The following is a 16,582-nucleotide window of genomic DNA, read 5'->3' on the forward strand; positions in this document are numbered from 1 at the left end:
GGGGGGCCCGGGGCGCCCCCCCCCACCCCCCCCCCCCCCCGGGGAGGCTTTTAGGCCGGCGCCGCACCTCGGGAAGGTTTCAACCGCAGTAAGCCCCGGTGGAAGCGGAGTTGACCATCTTGGCGTACTTGGAAAGGACACCCTTGGTGAACTTCGCCGGCAGCGGCTCCCAGCCGACCTTGCGGGCTTCGAGCTCTTCGGGTTCCACCAGCAGGTCGAACGTCCGGGCAGCGATGTCCACGCGGATCCGGTCACCGTCCTTGACGAAGGCGATGGGACCGCCGTCGACTGCTTCCGGTGCCACGTGGCCGATGCACAGGCCCGTGGTGCCGCCGGAGAACCGGCCGTCGGTCAGCAGCAGGACGTCCTTACCCAGCCCGGCTCCCTTGATGGCACCGGTGATGGCAAGCATCTCGCGCATGCCCGGGCCGCCCTTGGGGCCCTCGTAGCGGATGACGACGACGTCGCCGGCATGGATCTGCCCGGCGTCGAGCGCGTCCAGGGCACCCTGCTCACGTTCGAAGACGCGGGCCGTGCCCTCGAAGACATCCGCGTCAAAGCCTGCAGACTTCACAACGGCGCCTTCCGGGGCCAGCGATCCCTTCAGGATGGTGATGCCGCCGGTCTTGTGGATCGGGTTGTCGATGGCCCGGAGCACCTTGCCGTCGGGATCCGGCGGGTTGATGGCTTCCAGGTTTTCGGCCACCGTCTTGCCCGTGACGGTGAGGCAGTCGCCGTGCAGCAGGCCGGCGTCGAGCAGCGCACGCATGATCACCGGCACGCCGCCGATCTTGTCGACGTCGTACATGACGTAGCGGCCGAACGGCTTGAGGTCGCCCAGGTGCGGGATCGTGTCGCCGATGCGGTTGAAGTCCTCCAGCGTGAGGTCGACTTCGGCTTCACGGGCAATTGCCAGCAGGTGCAGGACGGCGTTGGTGGAGCCACCGAATGCCATGGTTACGGCAATCGCGTTCTCGAAGGCCTTCTTGGTCATGATGTCGCGGGCGGTGATGCCCTTGCGCAGCAGGTTCACCACGGCTTCGCCGGACTTGCGGGCGAACTCGTCGCGGCGGCGGTCAGCCGAGGGCGGCGCTGCCGAGCCCGGCAGGGACATACCCAGTGCCTCGCCGATGCAGGCCATGGTGTTGGCCGTGTACATGCCGCCGCAGGCACCTTCGCCGGGGCAGATGGCACGTTCGATGGTGTCCAGGTCCTTGAGGCTCATCTTGCCCGCGGCGCAGGCGCCGACGGCTTCGAAGGCGTCAATCAGGGTGACTTCCTTCTCGGTTCCGTCTTCCAGCTTGGCGAAGCCGGGCATGATCGAGCCGGCGTAGAGGAACACGCTGGAAAGGTCGAGGCGGGCGGCTGCCATCAGCATGCCGGGCAGGGACTTGTCACAGCCGGCCAGCAGGACGGAACCGTCCAGGCGCTCGGCCATCATCACGGTTTCAACGGAGTCGGCAATGACTTCGCGGGACACCAGGGAGAAGTGCATGCCTTCGTGGCCCATTGAAATACCGTCGGAGACGGAAATGGTGCCGAACTGCATGGGGAATCCGCCGCCGGCGTGTACGCCTTCCTTGGCACCCTGGGCCAGCCGGTTCAGGGAGAGGTTGCAGGGGGTGATTTCATTCCAGGAACTGGCAATGCCGATCTGGGGCTTGGCGAAATCGTCATCACCCATTCCCACCGCGCGGAACATGCCGCGCGCAGGCGCTGCATGGATACCGTCGGTGACGACTCGGCTGCGGGGTTTGATGTCAGGGGTGCTCTCCGTGGTCATAGCAAAATCCTATTCCTTTCCCGACCGGGCCCGCGCATCCAGCCGCAGCGCCGGCGGCCGTGTTACGTCCGGGTTACGCGGACTGCACGGCCCGATGAACTTTCCCCGCTGCCCCGGCGCGCTTCCCCTGATGGGGGTGCGTGTCCATACACTGGGGAGCATGAGTGCGGAAACAGGACCGGAAGACGACCACGCCAGCGACGAACTCAAGTCCGCCCTCCGCCGCGTCTTCGACTCGCAGATGCCCAACTACGGCGACTACAACCTTGTCTGCGCCACTCCCCTGCCGGATTCAGCGGGCTACTTTGTCCTGGGCTACCGCTGGAGTCCCCCTGAGCTGGTGTTCGCGCCGTTCGAAACAGACTCCCTGCAGGGCCTGGAACCTCCCACCGCCATTAACACCACCAATCTCTCCCATGCCGATGAACTGGCACCGGGAAGCTACGAGGTAGGCACCAGCACCGGAAGGGTGTTTCGCTTCGGAGTTGAATCCGAGGCAGCACTTCCGGCCGCTCCCGGCAGCGTGCACCGCATCCTGCGCCAGGACGGCGACCGGTCCGACTTCCACTCTTTCCTGGATGTCTTCCTGGACCTGGCTTAGGCTCAGTCCGGCTGCCAGCTCAGCCCTGCCCCCCAGGGGCCGGGCTGGACCAGGTTCAGCGGATCCTCCCCCACCGCAAGCCGCTGCACCTGGCGACGGAGGAATCCTTCAATCCGCGGGGTAAAGGCTTCTGAGTTGCCTCCAACGTGCGGCGTGATGATCACGTTGGCACAGTTCCAGAGCGGATGGCCTGGCGGCAGCGGCTCCGGGTCCACAACGTCCAGCGCCGCGCGCAGCCTGCCGGAAACTGCTTCCTTGGTCAGCGCCTCGGTGTCGACCACGGGGCCGCGGGCCACATTGACCACCAGCGCGCCGTCGGGAAGTGCGCCCAGGACCCGTGCGTCGATGAGGCCGCGGGTCTGTTCTGTGAGCGGAGTGATAACCACAAGGACCTCGGTATCCGCAGCGAGATCCACCAGCTCATCCACGCCGTGAACGTGCCCGCCGACGTCGTTCCGCGCCGTACTGCCAACCCGGGTGAGCCGGACCTCAAACGGATCAAGGCGTGCTGCGATCTCCTGCCCGATGCCGCCCACCCCTACCAGAGTGACCTTCCGGTCCGCGAGCCCGGGGTACCGGAACGGGTTCCATAATCCCTGCTGCTGGTTCCGCACCGCTGCATCGATTCCGCGCAGTGAGGCGAGCATCAGCCCCACGGCCAGTTCCGCGGTGGCAGCTGCGTGAACGCCTGCTGCGCTTGCGACCGCTGTTGCCGGCCCCGCGAGTTCCGGCAGCCCGTCGTAGCCTGTGGTCTGGGCCTGGAGAAGCTTCAGGTTGGGCACCCGTGAGATGCCCGCCTGCCAGGATGTATCGCCTTGGTAGGGGGCTACGACGGCATCGATGTCCGTGTAGGCAACGCCGTCGGGCTCGCCGTCGAAGTCCCAGAGTGCGCCCCGCATTCCGGCGGGAAGCGGCTGGAGGGCATCAAGGAGCTGGGGGGTGGGCACCGTGATAGTGCGCACTTTCGGTTCGGCTGACATGCTTCCATAGCCTAGCTTCGGTGCCCGCCGGGAAAAGAAAAACACCCCGGCCGTGACCGGGGTGTTTTGCTGTGGTGCGCGAGGAGGGACTTGAACCCACACGTCCGAAGACACTGGAACCTAAATCCAGCGCGTCTGCCAATTCCGCCACTCGCGCGCGGCAAGCTGGCCGGTTTCCCGGCCAAAGCCAGCCTTTAGTGTACCTGAGGTTCAGTCGAGACCGAGATCACGGCGCAGTTTGGCAACATGTCCGGTTGCGCGGACGTTGTACTGGGCGAGGGAAACCTTGCCCTCGGGATCAACGACGACAGTGGAGCGGATCAGCCCTTCGTAGGTCTTTCCGTAGTTCTTCTTCTCGCCCCATGCACCGTAGGCCTCGGCCACGGCGTGGTCCGGATCGGAGAGCAGCGGGAAGTTCAGGGCTTCATCTGCGGCGAACCTGGCCAGTTTCTCCACCTTGTCCGGTGAGATGCCGAGGACGGCGTAGCCGGAAGCGGCAAGTGAATTCAGGTTGTCCCGGAAGTCGCAGGCTTCCTTGGTGCATCCCGGAGTTGCTGCTGCCGGGTAGAAATAAACAATGACGCTGCGGCCGCGCAGGTCCGCGAGGGACACAACAGAGGAGTCCGAAGCCGTCAGAGTGAAATCGGGCGCCGGGTCACCGGGGGTGAGTTTCGACATAAAAGGCGGGCTCCTTAGGTATCAATTGAGCAAACGCTGTGTCACAGGACGACAGCAGGCTTGCGGTTGGCTATCCTAGACACTGGATTTGTAGGCTATCCGATCAGGCCGCGTGAATCCGCACTCGAAAGGAAGAGTTCAGTTTTATGCCGGATATGGAGCACTGGCCCACCGGTCGCCTCTTATCAACAGCCGCCCGCCTGGTTGAACATGCCTGGAATGAGCGGTTGGTACGAATAGGAGTGACCCACGCGGGCGTTATCGCCCTTGGAGTTCTGGATTCCCAGGGCCCCATGACACAGGCGCATCTTGCGCAGCTGGTCCGCGTCCAAGCGCAGACAATGGGCAAGACTCTTGCACGTCTGGAAGCACACGGGCACGTAACCCGGGTACGAAACGACCTCGACAAGCGCAGCCACATGGTGTCGATTACTCCCGCGGGCATTGAAGCCCTGCACGAGGCACAGGACATCGAGCGCACACTCCTCGACGGCGGAGAACTGCTCTCTGAGGACCTTCGCAGCCAGCTGCGAACGGTAATCCGTGAGCTGGGCAACCCCCGCTGGCACATGGCAGTGGATGTACCGGGCCTCCCGGTACCGTTGGATGCCCCCCTGGACGTTCCCATGGATACGGCTTCCAGGACTGCTTAGGCGGCTGCACAGGAACAACAGTCATAAACGCCGGAAGGGCGCACCGTGCCGGTGCGCCCTTCCGGCGTTTAAGCGCGGCGCATTCCCGGCGCCCCGCGGGCACTACGCTGGATCCACAATCACGGAAAAGTTCGCGGAAGGATGTGGCGATGACTGCCGAGCCCGGCGGGGAGACAGCCGGCAGCGAGGCTGCCCAGGCACTGGAGGAAGCCGCCGACAGCCCAGGACTGGACTTCCTGGCACGGTCCGGGTTCGCCGTGCTGGCCCTGCTGCACATCCTCATTGGCTCCATTGCGGCGAGTGTTGCCTTTGGCGGTTACGGCCAGGCGGAGACCAGCGGTGCCATCGGGCCTCTTGCACGCTCGGAACCGTTCGGCCCCCTGCTGATGTGGGCCGGGTGCATTGCCTGTGCGTCCCTGGCACTGTGGCAGTTCGCGGAAGCTACCGTACGCGTGCGCCGCAGGCCAACGAGGGAAAGGCTTGCCAAGGGCATCTCCTCCGGATCGCTGGTCTTCATCTACGGCAGTGTCGCTGCGACGTTCGCCGCCTTTGCGGGCGGCACGGGACGGGACTCCGGGGACAGGACCTCCGACTTCAGCGCCGCAGTCGTGGCCTCACCCGCGGGTGCGCCGGCCCTGGGAGCGGTTGGCGCACTGATCCTGGGCATTGGTGCGTACTTCGTCTTCAAGGGGTCCGCCCGGCGGTTTAGGCCTGAGCTGAAGTACTTCGAGGACACCCGCCGCGGTCACCTGCTCAATGCGCTGGGCGTGGCGGGCCACATTGGGAAGGGAGTGGCGCTGTTCCTCGTGGGACTGCTCTTCATTGCCGCTGCCGTAAACCACCAGCCGGAAGAATCTACCGGACTGGACGGCAGCCTGCAGGCCCTGCTGGACTATCCCTTTGGCGCGCCGCTGATCCTCGTGATTGCAGCCGGGCTTATCTGCTACGGGATATTCGCACTGGCGCGAGCCCGCTGGGGCCGAATGTGACACGGGGCTGACGGGCACCTCGGCCCAGGGGCGCCCTTCACAGGATTCTCGATGCGGACGCTTCACCCCAGGCGCAGGAAGGGTCGAGGCCGGCATCGACCTGGCACGGGGTAAACGAAAAGCCCCGCAGTCCCGGCTTGCTGCCGGTCCTAACGGGGCTTTCCTCAACTGTGCACCCCCCGGGACTTGAACCCGGAACCCATTGATTAAGAGTCAATTGCTCTGCCAATTGAGCTAGAGGTGCGTGGCGGTGATCCTGCGGAATGAACTTCCCCGGCGATCAGCACCGGGAAAATACTCTACCATCCTTTTTGCGTCCTGCCTAAACGGCCGCCCGGGCATCCTGCGGCGGCAGGCGGCAGCAGGATCGCCAGCGGAAGACACGCAGCCAGGCACAAAAAAATCCGCCGCCCCGGAACCGGAGCGGCGGATTTCCTACTGTGCACCCCCCGGGACTTGAACCCGGAACCCATTGATTAAGAGTCAATTGCTCTGCCAATTGAGCTAGAGGTGCTGGCAGCTGCTTGAGCGTTTGTGCTGGTGTAACCAGCTCTTTGCGCTCGGCAACGACATGAAACTCTACCAGTACTTTTCGCCTGGAAAAAACCAAAACCGCCAAGTGAGACCTGATTCACAGCGTGCCTGCCCTATCCGCCGCCCGGGAATGCCCCGGCGGCACCATAAGCTCCCCCGGCCGGGACTGCCATTCAGGTCCGTTGTAGACAATCCAGGTACGGTGCGGGATCCCCGTTCCGGCGTCGAGAGAGCTGACCTCCACCGTTACGGTCTCCGCCGAGCCCGGCATCCCCTGCTTCCAGCCGGGGAGGTCCGGATCCTTGCGGGCGCTGATCGGGACGGCATTGGCGCCTGCCTTCGGCTCCCCGGGGGGAAACCGAAGACCCCTGGAGATGACCGGGTTCCGGCGCAGCCTCTCCAGCACGGCCGCCGCCGCTGCTGCGGTCAGCCCAACGGCCGCCCCGGCAGCGAGCGCTGCCAGGCCAGGGTGTCCGTTACCGGCAGAGGATGTTCCCACCATTCGACGCTACGGCCGGGCCCCGCGCCTGTCCATGCGATTCCGGCAAATCCGCGGGGAACTGTGTAACCGAATTGTGACCGGGCAGGACACGCTTAGCGTCCCAAACCATCCCGCCCGTAACGCTAGGCTCTGGGACTACACGTGTGTTGCACAACACAATGGACGTTTCCGGCCACCCGGCGGGTAACGGACCTCACGCCCAGAGGAGATAGAAAAATGACCCTTGCTGGCAGATTCACTCTCAGCCGGCAGACCCGGCGACGGGCTGCCGCCCTCACTGCCGGACTGGCCATGAGCGCGCTCGTGCTCTCAGGCTGCGCCGAAAGCAACCGGGACGCAGCGGACGACGGCGCGACAGCCTCCGAGGTTGACGGCACCTTCGTCTTCGCCGCGTCCTCCGATCCCAAGACCCTTGACCCCGCCTTCGCCTCCGACGGCGAGTCCTTCCGGGTCAGCCGCCAGATCTTCGAAGGCCTCGTAGGCGTGGAGCCCGGCACCGCCGATCCCGCACCGCTGCTGGCCAAGTCCTGGGAAACGTCCGAGGACGCCCTGACTTACACCTTTGACCTCGAAGAGGGCGTCACCTTCCACGACGGAACGCCGTTCAACGCCGAGGCCGTCTGCGCCAACTTCGACCGCTGGTACAACTTCACCGGCATCCAGCAGGCAGAGAGCCTCGCCTACTACTACAGCAAGCTGTTCAAGGGCTTCGCTGACAGCCCGGAGACCGCCACGTACGAGTCGTGCGAAGCTCCCGCCGAGAACCAGGCCGTAGTCACCCTGGCCAAGCCCTTCGCCGGCTTCATCGCCGCCCTCTCACTGCCGGCCTTCTCCATGCAGAGCCCGACGGCGATGGAAGAGTACGCAGCAGACGAGGCCTCCGGCACTGCCGAGGCCCCCACACTGACCACCTATGCCAAGGAGCACCCCACCGGCACCGGCCCCTTCAAGTTCGAGGGCTGGGAAGTCGGCAACCAGATCACCCTGTCCGCCTACGAGGACTACTGGGGCGACCAGGGACAGGTCACGGACATCATCTTCCGCGTCATCGATGATCCCAACTCCCGCCGCCAGTCCCTGCAGTCCGGCGACATTGACGGTTACGATCTCGTGGCTCCGGCCGATACCCAGGCCCTGGCCGACGCCGGCTTCAAGGTCATTCCGCGCGACCCCTTCACCATCCTGTACCTGGGCATGAACCAGAAGGTCGAGCAGCTCGCCGATCCGCTGGTCCGGCAGGCGATCGCGCACGCGATCGACAAGGAAGCGCTGGTCAACCAGACCCTTCCCGAAGGCACCAAGGTTGCAACGCAGTTCATTCCCGACGTCGTCAACGGCTACAACGAAGACGTCACCACGTACGACTACGATCCCGAGAAGGCCAAGGAACTCCTCGCTGAAGCCGGTTACCCGGACGGCTTCACGGTGGACTTCAACTACCCGACCGGCGTCTCCCGCCCGTACATGCCGACTCCGGAGCAGGTGTTCTCCAACATCTCCGCACAGCTGGAGGAAGTGGGCATCAAGGTCAACCCGCAGCCGAGCAAGTGGTCCCCGGACTACCTCGACCGCGTCCAGGCCACTGAGGACCACGGCATCCACCTGCTGGGCTGGACCGGCGACTACAACGACACGGACAACTTCGTGGGTGTGTTCTTCGGTCAGGAGAAGCCTGAATTCGGCTTCACCAACCAGGAGATCTTTGACCAGCTCGAGGCCGCCCGCCAGGTAAGCAGCCTGGAGGAGCAGACCCCGATGTACGAGAAGATCAACGACGACATCGCCAAGTACGTCCCGGCTGTGCCGCTGGCCCACCCGGCGCCGTCGCTCGCTTTCTCGGACCGCGTGGATTCATACCCCGCCTCCCCCGTGAACGACGAAGTGTTCAACCAGATCAAGCTCAACAAGTAGCGGCGAACCGGACCGGGATCCAGCTTGGCTGGGTCCCGGTCCGTTCTGTCCTTACCTTTTCCGCAGCCGCACAACCGGCTGAGAAAGGACACTCGTGCTGCGAGTTATAGGCAAGCGCCTGTTAATGCTGATCCCGACCCTGATCGGCTTGTCCATCCTTCTGTTCATCTGGGTCCGCAGCCTTCCCGGCGGCCCAGCCACTGCGCTCCTCGGAGACAAAGCCACACCTGAGGCCATCGCACGGATCAATGAGGCCTACGGCTTCGACCGGCCGCTCATCGAGCAGTACTTCACCTATGTGGGCAAACTGCTGCAGGGTGACTTCGGCGTCTCCACGGTCACCGGCCGTCCGGTCCTCGAAGAGTTCGCCACCCGGTTCCCGGCCACCCTGGAACTTGCTGCCGTGGCGCTCATCTTCGCGATCGGCATCGGCATCCCCCTGGGTTACCTGGCTGCCCGGCACTACGGCCGTTTCTGGGACCACTCCTCCGTGGTGCTGTCCCTGATCGGCATCACCGTTCCGGTGTTCTTCCTGGCCTTTATCCTCAAATGGCTCCTGGCCATCCAGATTCCCCTCTTCCCCACGGACGGGCGGCAGGATCCGAGAATCAACGCCACGCACGTGACGGACTTCTACGTCCTGGACGGGTTGCTGACCCGGGAATGGGACGCGTCCTGGGATGCCCTGATGCACCTGGTGCTTCCCGGCATCGCACTGGGCACCATTCCGCTGGCCATCATCGTGCGCATTACGCGTGCCTCGGTCCTTGAAGTCCAGGGTGCAGACTATGTCCGCACTGCCCGGGCCAAAGGCCTGATGGAACGGACCATCCGCAACCGGTTCGTGCTGCGCAACGCCATGCTTCCCGTTACGACGACGATCGGCCTGCAGACCGGGCTGCTCATCTCGGGAGCGGTGCTGACGGAAACAGTCTTCGCGTTCAGCGGGGTTGGCAGATTCCTCCGGGATGCCATCTTCAACCTCGACTATCCCGTGCTGCAGGGTTTCATCATTTTCATCGCCGTAGCGTATTCACTGATCAACCTGCTGGTTGACGTGTCCTACGGCTTCATCGACCCGAGGGTGAGGGTGCAATGAGTACAGTTCTTCCCCCTCCTTCCGGCGGGGCAGTCCGCCCGGATGAGCCTTCAGCCCCGGACACGCGCGGGAGCGGAATGTGGCAGGACGCCTTCCGGCGGCTGCGCCGCAACCCTGCGGCAATCGCGGGCGCAGTCATCGTGGGCCTGTTCATTCTGGTTGCCATCTTCGCGCCGCTCCTTGCGCCCTACGGCGGCGAGGAACTGCCCGGGCGCACCCAGATCACGCCGACGTCGATTCCCGGCCCGGGCGAGGTAGAGGGTTTTCCCCTGGGCCTCGACAGGTTCGGCGGAGACGTCCTCTCCAAGCTCATCTGGGGAGCACGCGCTTCGCTCCTGATCGGTGTCATATCCACGGCCCTCGGCCTGCTGGGCGGCATGCTGCTCGGCGTGATCGCCGGCGGGTTCGGCGGCTGGGTGGACAACGTCATTATGCGTTTCGTGGACATCCTGCTTTCGGTGCCCAACCTGCTGCTGGCGGTGAGCATCGCTGCCGTACTGGGACAGACACCGTCCGCGGTCATGATTGCCATCGGTGTATCGCAGGTGCCGATCTTCGCCCGGCTCCTGCGCTCCTCGATGATCAGCCAGCGCGGAGCGGATTACGTCCTGTCCGCACAGGCACTGGGCCTGAGCACCCGGACCATCACCATGAGCCATCTGCTGCCCAACAGCGTGGGTCCCGTGATTGTCCAGGCCACCCTGACCCTGGCCACAGCAGTGATCGACGCCGCTGCCCTGTCCTTCCTGGGGCTCGGCGGCGGACGTCCGGAGAGCGCCGAATGGGGCCGGATGCTGACCTACGCGCAGAACGAACTGGCGGTGGCGCCGCAGCTGGCGTTCCTGCCGGGCATCTGCATTGCCATCACAGCTCTTGGATTCACCCTGCTGGGCGAGTCCCTGCGTGAGGCCCTGGATCCCAAGACCAGACGCAAGTAGCCGGCGGTTCGCCGCAAAGCAAAGGGTCCGCTTTCCTTTCCGGGAAAGCGGACCCTTTGCTGTTCCGGCCGGCACCGGAGCACGCGGCCCTAGTCGAACTCAGGGTGAAGCGACGGATCCGCTTCGGTTCCGACCCATCGGGTGAAGGTGACAGTGAGGCCATCCCGCGTGGGCGAAGCGCAAAACGGGCCAGCCTGGGCGCTGGCGGTCTTACTCAGGGGTGCGACGCGGATGAGGCGAAAAGGTTCATCGCCGGCGCGAGCCCTGATCGTGACAGCGTCACCGGCCCTGCTCAACCTCACGGTGATCTCCTGGCCAATCCACTCCGGAACAGGTGCCACCGACCAGTCCGAGACTTCATGTGTCACAACGGCGCCAACCTGCGGCATCCCGTCGGAGACCTCTACACCGGCCTTGATCCACACCGGCTCCGAGACGTAAAGGAAGATTCCCGCCTGATCGAACTGCTCCGAGTAGTCCAGGAGAAACGAGACCTCCATTGCGCCCTCAGCGCCTAACGGCGCAAGGAGGGCATGTGCACTGTCATGGACAAACCCATACGAGGTATGCCTCCACGCATCACTTTGCCCGGCGGCGGCCACCTGCAGGCTGTTCCCGTCAGCGACAGCCCGGACCGGCGGGTTACGCCAGGTCCCGCGGTCCCAGTCGATCAGGCTTTCTTCGATCCCCGTCATCCCCTCTCTTAGTGCAGGCCTAGGAAGCCAGCTCGTCGTGGATGTTTAGCTCATTGCCCGGGATCGATGCCAGCAGCTTGCGTGTGTAGGGGTGGCGCGGGTTCTGGAACACTTCCTCCGACGTCGCTGCCTCCACGAGTTCGCCGTCCTTCATCACGCACACGTAGTCCGAGATGAGGCGGACCACGGCGAGGTCATGGCTGATAAAGAGGTAGCTCAGTCCGAGGTCCCGCTGCAGGTCCCCGAGCAGCTTGAGAATCTGTGCCTGCACCAGCACATCCAGCGCGGACACGGGCTCGTCACAGATGATCAGTTCCGGTTTGAGCGCCAGCGCCCGGGCGATCGCTACGCGCTGCCGCTGCCCGCCGGAGAGCTCTGCCGGATACCGGCGGAGCATGGATGCGGGCAGGGCAACCTGCTCCATCAGCTCGCGGACGCGGGCAGCCCGTTCCCTGCGGTCGCCTCGCTTGTAGGTCTTTAGCGGCTCGTCGAGGATCCGCTCAATGGTGAACATCGGATCCAGTGAAGAATACGGGTCCTGGAAGATCGGCTGGACCCGCTGGCGGAAATCGCTCAGCTGGCCCTTTGCGAGCGAGGCAATGTCCACCCCGTCGAAGGTCATGGAACCGCTGGTCGGTTCGATCAGCTTGAGCAGCATTCGGGCGGTAGTGGTCTTGCCTGACCCCGACTCCCCCACGATTGCCACGGTCCGGCCGCGGGGAATCTCCAGGCTCACGTTCCGTACAGCGTGGAAGTCTCCGGATTTGCCCCGGATCTTGAACACCTTGTTAAGGTCCCGGATCTCAACGATGTTGTCCGGCGCAGCGCTTTCCCCGGCCGCAGAATTGCCAGCCGTTTCAGCCGCCCGAGCGGCAGAGTCCGGGACATTTCCGTCCACGAGGGTCAGCCGCTCAGCGGCAGGAGCCGCGAAAGCTCCCGGGCTGAGACGGACAGCAGCGACGCTGGGAGCCGCGCTGACAAGGGACTTTGTGTACGGGTGCTGCGGGTCTTCAAGCAGCTGGCGGGCTGGACCGGTCTCAACGACCTCGCCGCGGTGCATCACCACCAGGTCCGATGCACGCTCAGCGGCGAGCCCAAGGTCATGGGTAATCAGCAGGACGGAAGTGCCAAGCTCGTCCGTCATCCGTCCGATCTGGTCCAGGATGGTCCGCTGCACGGTGACGTCCAGCGCGCTGGTGGGCTCGTCGGCGATCAGCAGACGCGGACGGCAGGCCAGTCCGATGGCAATGAGGGCACGCTGCCGCATACCGCCGGAAAATTCATGCGGATACTGCTTGGCACGCTCGGCGGCATCGGGAAGACCGGCCGCCGTGAGTACCTCGATGACCTTGCGGTCCACGTCCCTGGAAGTTGCCATACCGTGCACCAGGAGGGTCTCCGCCACCTGCGTGCCGATCTTCGTGACCGGATTGAGGTTGGACATGGGGTCCTGGGGAACCAGCCCGATGGACCGGCCCCGGATGGCGCGCATCTTCGATTCGGGCAGTCCCACCAGTTCCTGGCCGTCAAACCGGATGCTGCCGGAAGAGACTTTGCCGTTGCCCGGCAGGAGCCCAATCACCGCCATCGCAGTAGTGGATTTTCCGGAACCGGATTCGCCCACGATCGCCAGGGTTTTCCCGGCACCGAGGCTGAATCCGGCCTTGCGTACCGCCTGCACGGGGCCATCCATGGTCTGGAAGCCGACGGCGAGATCGGTCACTTCGAGCAGCGAAGATTCAGGGCTGGTTTCAGTCATTTCCATATCCTGCCTTACCAAAGCCCTGTTGTGAGGCAACTCTCACCCGCCTTTACCGGTTTTTTATCATTTAGACTAAGAAATCCACCGCCCAGGCCGGGCTGGTGCGTGCCTCAAGGAGAACCCAGCAGCTGTGACTAATTCCGCCACGCGGCGCTCCGTGATCAAAGCTTCCGCGATTGCCGCTGCGCTCGCCCTGGCCGGCTGCACCGCCGCGCGGCCGGAAGAAGAGTCCCCGAGCGGTTCACCCTCTGCCTCCAATGCCGCCGGACCGGTAGCTGCATTCACGTTCGCCACCGCGGCGCGCCCCAGCGGGCTCGACCCTTTCCTGGCCGTGGACACTGAATCCCACCGTGTAACCCGCCAGATCCTCGAAACCCTGGTCGGCGTCGACCCCCTCACTTCCGCCCCGGTGCCCGCGCTTGCCGAGGAATGGAACGAATCGGATGAAGGCCGGACCTACGAATTCACCCTCCGCCGCGGAGTCACCTTCCACGACGGCACGCCCTTCAACGCGGAGGCCGCGTGTGCGAATTTTGCCCGCTGGTACAACCTGCCGGAGTCGGCACGGGGACCTGAGGTCCTGATGTTCAGCTCTGTCTTCAAGGGATTTGCGGACACCCCGGATCTGTCCGCTTTCAAGTCCTGCGTCCCCGCCGGCGAGTACACAGTGCGGCTGGAACTGAACACCCGCCTGCCCGGGCTCATCCCGGCGCTGGCATCACCGGAATTTGCGATCTCCTCTCCCCAGGCACTGAAGCGCGGCAACGCCGATGAACTCAACCAGGAGCGGAACGGGACACGGCTCTCGGCTTACGGCCAGCACCCGGTGGGTACCGGACCGTTTATGTTCTCCAGCTGGGTGGATGACGAACTGACGCTGGTTTCCAACCCGGACTACTGGGGGGAACACGGGCAGATCCGTGACCTGGTGTTCCGCACCATCACCAGCCCCGAGTCCCGGCTGCGCGCGCTGAAGAACGCAGAGGTGGACGGCTACGACCTGGTCACCGTCTCCGACGTCGGTGAACTGGCCCGCGCCGGGATGCAGATCCTGCAGCGCGACCCGTATTCAATTCTCTATCTGGGCATCAACCAGAACTTCCCCGGGCTCGATGAGCCCAAGATGCGCCAGGCCATTGCCCATGCCATCGACAAGCCCGCCCTGCTGGAGGGCCTGTTCCTCAACGGCACCAAGTCAGCCAACCAGTTCCTTCCCGAGAAGCTGGGACTGCGCTCGGACAACGTGACCAACTACGGCCACAATCCCGAGCGCGCGAAGGAGCTGCTCGAAGAGGCCGGCTACGCCGGCGAAGAGCTGCCCTTCTATTACCCGCGACGCGTCACCCGCGCTTACCTGCCCAACCCGGAAAAGGTTTACGCCGAGCTCAGCCGGCAGCTCACCGCAGCCGGCTTCAACATCCGGCCGGTGCCGATGGAATGGTCAGAGGGTTATCTCGAAGCTGTCTCGAAGAACGGGGACCGCGCGCTCCACCTCTCCGGCCTGTCCGGCAGCTACATGGATGCGGACAACTTTGTGGGTACCCTGTTCGGTTCCTACACCGAGGAATTCGGCTACGACGACGCCCAGCTCTTCACGAAGGTCGACCGCGCCCGCACCCTCGCCAATGCCGAGGAACGGGCCGAGGCCTACCGGTCGATCTCGGACCGCATCTCCACCCGGGTTCCCGCCGTTCCGCTGGCCTTCCCCATCTCCACCCTCACGCTCTCACCCCGCGTGACGCAGTACCCCACGTCCCCGGTGTTGAATGAGGTCTTCAACAACGTCCGTCTCTCGGACTAGCGTGTAACGGGCGGCACGGTGACAAACCCGGCCGAATTTTAGTAAGCACCACTGGGAGAGATAGGCTTCAAAGGCTAGCGTCCACGTGACTGGAGATATGAAGTTGACTGCTGAGAGCCCGGCGGAGAAGTCCGCCAACAGAACTGATGTACTGCTGATCGGCGGCGGCATCATGAGCGCGACCCTTGGGGCGTTCCTGAAGCAGCTGGCACCGGACTGGGACATTTCCCTCTATGAGCGGATGGACCGCGCCGGGACCGAGAGCTCCGACCCCTGGAACAACGCAGGCACCGGCCACGCGGCCCTGTGCGAACTGAACTACAGCCCGGCCGGCCCGGACGGCACCGTTGATCCCGCCAAGGCTGTTGGCATCAACGAACAGTTCCAGGTCTCGCGCCAGTTCTGGGCCCACCTGGTGGAACAGGGCCACATTTCCGGCGGCTTCATCAACCCGCTGCCCCACATGAGTTTCGTCTGGGGAAACGCGCACTCCGAGTACCTGCGCAAGCGCTACGAATCCCTCAGCGCCCAGCCGCTGTTCAAGTCCATGGAGTTCTCCGAGGACCACAGCAAGATCGCCGAGTGGGCTCCGCTGCTGATGCAGGGCCGCGATTCCGGCCAGCGGGTGGCTGCCTCACGCGTTGCCGGCGGCACCGACGTGGACTTCGGCGCCCTCACCCGTGAACTGGTCAATTACCTCGGTGCCAACGGCGCCGAACTCAACTTCGGCCACGAAGTCACCAACCTCACCCGGAACTCCGGCGGCGGCTGGGACGTCACCGTCCGCAACCGCGCCACCAAGGCCTCCCGGACCGTCTCGGCCCGCTTCGTATTCATCGGCGGCGGCGGCGGCGCACTGCACCTGCTGCAGCGCTCCGGCATCCCGGAGGGCAAGGGCTACGGCGGCTTCCCCGTCTCCGGGCAGTTCCTGCGCTCCACCGACGAGTCGATCATCTCCGCGCACAACGCCAAGGTCTATGGCCAGGCCTCTGTAGGCGCCCCGCCCATGTCCGTACCGCACCTGGACACCCGGTTCGTGGACGGCAAAAAGTCGCTGCTGTTCGGACCCTACGGCGGATTCTCCCCCAAGTTCCTCAAGAACGGTTCCCTGACGGACCTGCCGTTCTCCGTGCGCCCGCATAACCTGGTGCCGATGCTGGCTGTTGCCAAGGACAACATGTCCCTCGTGAAGTACCTCGTCACCGAGGTCCTGAAGTCACGTGAAGGCAAGACCAAGGCCCTGCGCGAGTTCTACCCCGAGGCCATCACCGAAGGCTGGGATCTGATCACGGCCGGACAGCGCGTCCAGGTCATCAAGAAGGATCCGAAGAGCGGCGGGGTGCTGCAGTTCGGCACCGAACTCATCACCTCCGCGGACGGCACGGTCGGCGCACTGCTGGGCGCTTCCCCGGGAGCCTCCACCGCCCCGCCCATCATGATCAACCTGATGAAGCGCTGCTTCCCGGCCGAGTTCCCGGGCTGGGAAGCCAAGATCAAGGAAATGGTCCCGGGCTACGGCATCAAGCTCAACGAGAACGAGTCCCTGGCCGACGAGATCCTTGCCGAGACCAACCGGGTGCTGAAGCTGGCCTAGGCAGCTGCTGCCTGTCTCATATACACAACTCCGAGCCCACGAGACTAGGCAAGATCTCGTAT

Annotated in this window: 14 protein-coding genes and 3 tRNA genes; 8 read left to right on the forward strand and 9 right to left on the reverse strand. The window is 64.4% G+C overall.

Annotated elements, in window-relative coordinates:
- Window positions 1–79: 79 nt before the first annotated feature.
- Window positions 80–1,783 (reverse strand): dihydroxy-acid dehydratase, encoded by a 1,704-nt coding sequence (gene ilvD, locus TVC13_RS16505; protein ID WP_422402236.1) that lies wholly within the window; start codon window positions 1,781–1,783, stop codon window positions 80–82.
- Window positions 1,784–1,943: 160 nt separating this feature from the next.
- Here ilvD and TVC13_RS16510 point away from each other — a divergent pair, with 160 nt between their 5' ends.
- A complete protein-coding gene (locus TVC13_RS16510; protein ID WP_422402237.1) occupies window positions 1,944–2,384 on the forward strand; it encodes a hypothetical protein in 441 nt (146 codons plus the stop codon).
- A gap of 2 nt (window positions 2,385–2,386) precedes the next feature.
- Here TVC13_RS16510 and TVC13_RS16515 read toward each other — a convergent pair whose 3' ends face one another.
- From TVC13_RS16515 to bcp, 3 genes are all read right to left on the reverse strand, one after another.
- Entirely contained in the window at window positions 2,387–3,364 is a 978-nt protein-coding gene (locus TVC13_RS16515; protein ID WP_422402238.1) for a 2-hydroxyacid dehydrogenase, read from the reverse strand.
- A gap of 72 nt (window positions 3,365–3,436) precedes the next feature.
- Window positions 3,437–3,521 (reverse strand) — tRNA-Leu (locus TVC13_RS16520).
- Between the two features lie 53 nt (window positions 3,522–3,574).
- Window positions 3,575–4,042: a thioredoxin-dependent thiol peroxidase gene (bcp, locus tag TVC13_RS16525; protein ID WP_422402239.1), complete on the reverse strand. Its 468-nt coding sequence runs from the start codon at window positions 4,040–4,042 to the stop codon at window positions 3,575–3,577.
- Between the two features lie 155 nt (window positions 4,043–4,197).
- On the opposite strand from bcp, the gene TVC13_RS16530 reads away from it, so the two are divergent.
- Together TVC13_RS16530 and TVC13_RS16535 are read left to right on the forward strand one after the other, a co-directional pair.
- Entirely contained in the window at window positions 4,198–4,695 is a 498-nt protein-coding gene (locus TVC13_RS16530) for a MarR family winged helix-turn-helix transcriptional regulator (RefSeq protein ID WP_422402249.1), read from the forward strand.
- A 149-nt stretch (window positions 4,696–4,844) separates the two neighbouring features.
- Window positions 4,845–5,684, forward strand: a complete 840-nt coding sequence (locus TVC13_RS16535) for a DUF1206 domain-containing protein (RefSeq protein ID WP_422402240.1) — start codon at window positions 4,845–4,847, stop codon at window positions 5,682–5,684.
- A 171-nt stretch (window positions 5,685–5,855) separates the two neighbouring features.
- Here the strand turns inward: TVC13_RS16535 and TVC13_RS16540 are convergent.
- From TVC13_RS16540 to TVC13_RS16550, 3 genes are all read right to left on the reverse strand, one after another.
- A tRNA-Lys gene (locus tag TVC13_RS16540) sits at window positions 5,856–5,928 on the reverse strand.
- 197 nt (window positions 5,929–6,125) lie between these two features.
- Window positions 6,126–6,198 (reverse strand) — tRNA-Lys (locus TVC13_RS16545).
- Window positions 6,199–6,315: 117 nt separating this feature from the next.
- The gene (locus tag TVC13_RS16550) at window positions 6,316–6,720 is read right to left on the reverse strand and encodes a hypothetical protein (protein ID WP_422402241.1); all 405 of its coding nucleotides are present in this window, start codon (window positions 6,718–6,720) and stop codon (window positions 6,316–6,318) included.
- Window positions 6,721–6,936: 216 nt separating this feature from the next.
- Between TVC13_RS16550 and TVC13_RS16555 the strand changes: the two genes are divergently transcribed.
- The 3 genes from TVC13_RS16555 (at window position 6,937) to TVC13_RS16565 (ending at window position 10,668) form a co-directional block, all read left to right on the forward strand.
- Window positions 6,937–8,631 carry an ABC transporter substrate-binding protein gene (locus TVC13_RS16555; RefSeq protein WP_422402242.1) on the forward strand — a complete coding sequence of 565 codons (1,695 nt, stop codon included), beginning with the start codon at window positions 6,937–6,939 and terminating at the stop codon, window positions 8,629–8,631.
- A gap of 94 nt (window positions 8,632–8,725) precedes the next feature.
- Complete coding sequence (locus TVC13_RS16560; protein ID WP_422402243.1) at window positions 8,726–9,730, forward strand: ABC transporter permease; 1,005 nt, start codon at window positions 8,726–8,728, stop codon at window positions 9,728–9,730.
- A complete protein-coding gene (locus TVC13_RS16565) occupies window positions 9,727–10,668 on the forward strand; it encodes an ABC transporter permease (RefSeq protein WP_422402244.1) in 942 nt (313 codons plus the stop codon). Before TVC13_RS16560 ends, TVC13_RS16565 begins: the two co-directional genes overlap by 4 nt.
- Before the next feature lie 89 nt (window positions 10,669–10,757).
- Here the strand turns inward: TVC13_RS16565 and TVC13_RS16570 are convergent, their stop codons facing one another.
- Entirely contained in the window at window positions 10,758–11,363 is a 606-nt protein-coding gene (locus tag TVC13_RS16570) for a DUF1349 domain-containing protein (protein ID WP_422402245.1), read from the reverse strand.
- Window positions 11,364–11,382: 19 nt separating this feature from the next.
- The gene (locus TVC13_RS16575; RefSeq protein WP_422402246.1) at window positions 11,383–13,122 is read right to left on the reverse strand and encodes a dipeptide ABC transporter ATP-binding protein; all 1,740 of its coding nucleotides are present in this window, start codon (window positions 13,120–13,122) and stop codon (window positions 11,383–11,385) included.
- 133 nt (window positions 13,123–13,255) lie between these two features.
- On the opposite strand from TVC13_RS16575, the gene TVC13_RS16580 reads away from it, so the two are divergent.
- Window positions 13,256–14,926 (forward strand): ABC transporter substrate-binding protein, encoded by a 1,671-nt coding sequence (locus tag TVC13_RS16580; protein ID WP_422402247.1) that lies wholly within the window; start codon window positions 13,256–13,258, stop codon window positions 14,924–14,926.
- 97 nt (window positions 14,927–15,023) lie between these two features.
- On the forward strand, window positions 15,024–16,520 hold the full coding sequence (locus TVC13_RS16585) for a malate:quinone oxidoreductase (RefSeq protein WP_422402248.1): 1,497 nt from the start codon (window positions 15,024–15,026) through the stop codon (window positions 16,518–16,520).
- The last annotated feature ends 62 nt before the right edge of the window (window positions 16,521–16,582 follow it).

The organism is Arthrobacter sp. 3Tela_A (assembly GCF_049311025.1).
Classification (GTDB): Bacteria; Actinomycetota; Actinomycetes; order Actinomycetales; family Micrococcaceae; genus Arthrobacter_B.

Coding starts and splice junctions, on each gene's coding strand:
- ilvD (WP_422402236.1), bottom strand. CDS start 1,783: ATGACCACGGAGAGCACCCCTGACATCAAACCCCGCAGCCGAGTCGTC.
- TVC13_RS16510 (WP_422402237.1), top strand. CDS start 1,944: ATGAGTGCGGAAACAGGACCGGAAGACGACCACGCCAGCGACGAACTC.
- TVC13_RS16515 (WP_422402238.1), bottom strand. CDS start 3,364: ATGTCAGCCGAACCGAAAGTGCGCACTATCACGGTGCCCACCCCCCAG.
- bcp (WP_422402239.1), bottom strand. CDS start 4,042: ATGTCGAAACTCACCCCCGGTGACCCGGCGCCCGATTTCACTCTGACG.
- TVC13_RS16530 (WP_422402249.1), top strand. CDS start 4,198: ATGGAGCACTGGCCCACCGGTCGCCTCTTATCAACAGCCGCCCGCCTG.
- TVC13_RS16535 (WP_422402240.1), top strand. CDS start 4,845: ATGACTGCCGAGCCCGGCGGGGAGACAGCCGGCAGCGAGGCTGCCCAG.
- TVC13_RS16550 (WP_422402241.1), bottom strand. CDS start 6,720: ATGGTGGGAACATCCTCTGCCGGTAACGGACACCCTGGCCTGGCAGCG.
- TVC13_RS16555 (WP_422402242.1), top strand. CDS start 6,937: ATGACCCTTGCTGGCAGATTCACTCTCAGCCGGCAGACCCGGCGACGG.
- TVC13_RS16565 (WP_422402244.1), top strand. CDS start 9,727: ATGAGTACAGTTCTTCCCCCTCCTTCCGGCGGGGCAGTCCGCCCGGAT.
- TVC13_RS16570 (WP_422402245.1), bottom strand. CDS start 11,363: ATGACGGGGATCGAAGAAAGCCTGATCGACTGGGACCGCGGGACCTGG.
- TVC13_RS16575 (WP_422402246.1), bottom strand. CDS start 13,122: ATGACTGAAACCAGCCCTGAATCTTCGCTGCTCGAAGTGACCGATCTC.
- TVC13_RS16585 (WP_422402248.1), top strand. CDS start 15,024: ATGAAGTTGACTGCTGAGAGCCCGGCGGAGAAGTCCGCCAACAGAACT.